This window comes from Streptomyces sp. NPDC006332, assembly GCF_040612855.1.
In the GTDB taxonomy this organism is placed as follows: Bacteria; Actinomycetota; Actinomycetes; order Streptomycetales; family Streptomycetaceae; genus Streptomyces.
Genome location: NZ_JBEXRA010000132.1, coordinates 1 through 2,390 on the forward strand (window position 1 = coordinate 1; position 2,390 = coordinate 2,390).

General features: G+C 70.4%; 1 protein-coding gene. It reads left to right on the forward strand.

Translation table 11 applies throughout. The annotated features are described in order from the left end of the window. Positions 1-2,390, forward strand: a 2,390-nt coding sequence (locus ABZ027_RS43095; RefSeq protein WP_356778573.1) for a condensation domain-containing protein, incomplete at both ends; no start/stop codon positions are given.

The window sequence follows — 2,390 nt, forward strand, 5'->3', positions numbered from 1 at the left end:
GCTCGCGAGCCGAGCCAATTCCACGAGCTGCTCGTACGCGAGGGCGTGACGGTACTGAACCAGACACCGTCCGCCTTCACACAACTCATCGAAGAGGACCGCACCCGCAACAACAGCGGCCGACTCGCCCTGCGCACAGTCGTCTTCGGTGGTGCGGCCCTCGACTGTGGGGCTCTTCAGGGCTGGGTGGCACGCCATGGTCTGGAGTCGCCGCAGCTGGTGAACATGTACGGCATCACCGAGACGACGGTACATGTCACGTACTACCCGGTCGGCGAGGAAGACGTCGCCGCCGGTGGATCGGCGAGCCCGATCGGCCGTCCGCTGAACGATCTGACCCTCCACCTCCTGGACGCGCGCGGCGAGCTGGTGCCGGTCGGTGTCCCCGGAGAGATCTACGTCGGCGGGCCCGGCGTGGCCCGCGGCTACCTCAACCGGCCCGAACTCACCGCGGAACGCTTCGTTCCCGACCCCTTCGGCCCCGCCGGCTCACGCCTCTACCGCAGCGGCGACCTCGCCCGCCGACGTACCGACGGAAGCCTGGAGTTCCTCGGACGCGCCGACGACCAGGTCAAGGTCCGCGGCTACCGCATCGAACCCGGCGAAATCAGCGCCCGCCTCAGTTCCCACCCCGCGATCCGCGACGCCGTGGTGATCGTCCGCGACGAACGCCTGGTCGCCTACCTCGTCCCGGACGGCGAGCTGCCGCCGACGGCCGACCTGCGCGCTTTCGTGGGTAAGACCTTGCCGGAATACATGGTGCCGGCGGCCTTCGTGGTGTTGGAGCGGCTGCCGTTGACGGTGAACGGCAAGGTGGATCGGCGGGCGTTGCCGGCGCCGGAGTTCACCTCCGGTGCCGGCCGTGAGCCACGCCCGGGTGCGGAGCGGGTGTTGTGCTCCTTGTTCGCCGAGGTGCTGGGCCTGGACGAAGTGGGGGTGGAGGACTCCTTCTTCGATTGTGGTGGCGACAGCATCATGGCGATTCAGCTGGTGTCGCGTGCGCGTCGGGCGGGCTGGGTGCTCTCGGCGCGGGATGTGTTCCAGCACCCTTCGGTCGAACGGCTGGCCCAGGCCGCGGTACCGGTGGGCGCCGACAGTGCGGTGACGGAGCCTGCCGGTGCCGGGCTCGGTACGGTGCCGCTGACTCCGGTCATGGGTTGGCTGCGCGGGCTGGGCGGGCCTGTGGAGGGGTTCCACCAGCATGTGGTGGTGTCCCTGCCGGATGCGGTGAACCGTGCCGGCCTGGTCAGGGCGTTGCAGGCAGTGGTCGATCGGCACGACATGCTGCGTTCACGTCTGGTGCGTGAGGGCAGTGCCTGGTCGTTGGAGGTGGCAGCGCCGGGGGCTGTGGACGCGGGCGGCATGCTGGAGCACGCCGCGGTCGACGACCTCGACGAAGCGGCCGCGCTGACCGCCATCGACGATCGGGCCGAGGCCGAGCGCCGACGGCTCGATCCCGACGCCGGTGTCGTCTTGCGCGCCGTGTGGTTCGAGCCGGGCCGGCTGTTGCTGGTGGCGCATCACCTGGTGGTGGACGGTGTGTCGTGGCGGATCCTGCTGGAGGATCTGAAAGCGGCCTGGGAGGGCCGCGAGCCGGAGCCCGTGCCGTCGTCGTTCCGGAGCTGGGCACGACGGTTGCACGAGCAGGCCGACCAGGGTACGTACGCTGCCCAGTTGGACCTCTGGCGTCGCATCGCCGGCGAGCCTGCGCAACCGCTGGGGTCGCGGCCACTGGACGCGGCGAAGGACACAGTGGTCACCCGCCGGGTGCTGGACCTGTCTCTCCCTGCGGAGCTGACGGAGGCGCTGCTGACGCGGGTACCAGCGTTGTTCCGTGGCGGGGTGAACGATGTGCTGCTGGCGGGTCTGACACCGGCGGTACAGGAGTGGCAGCGGCGGCGTGGCCGGGTGTCGGACGCGGGTGTACTGCTGGACCTTGAGGGTCATGGCCGTGTGGAAGGCGCGGGAATCGATCTGTCGCGGACGGTGGGGTGGTTCACGTCCATCCATCCGGTGCGTCTCGACGCGGGCGAGGTGTCCTGGGACGAGGTGTGTGCCGGTGGTGCGGCTGCCGGGCAGGTGGTGAAGCGGGTCAAGGAGCAGATGCGGGCCGTCCCCGACGACGGCATCGGCTACGGCGTCCTGCGCCACCTCGACCCGGCCGCCGGGGCCGAACTCGCCACGTGCGGCCAGGCCGAGGTGGGCTTCAACTACCTCGGCCGGTTCACCAACGGTGGCGGCGGCGCATGGGAGTTGAGTGCCCGCGCCGGCATGGTCGGTGGAGGTGCCGACGCCGGGCTGCCGTTGGCGCACGCGCTGGAGCTGAATGCGGTGACGTACGACCTGGCCGAGGGGCCGTGTCTGCACGCGAGCTGGGCATGGGCCGACGG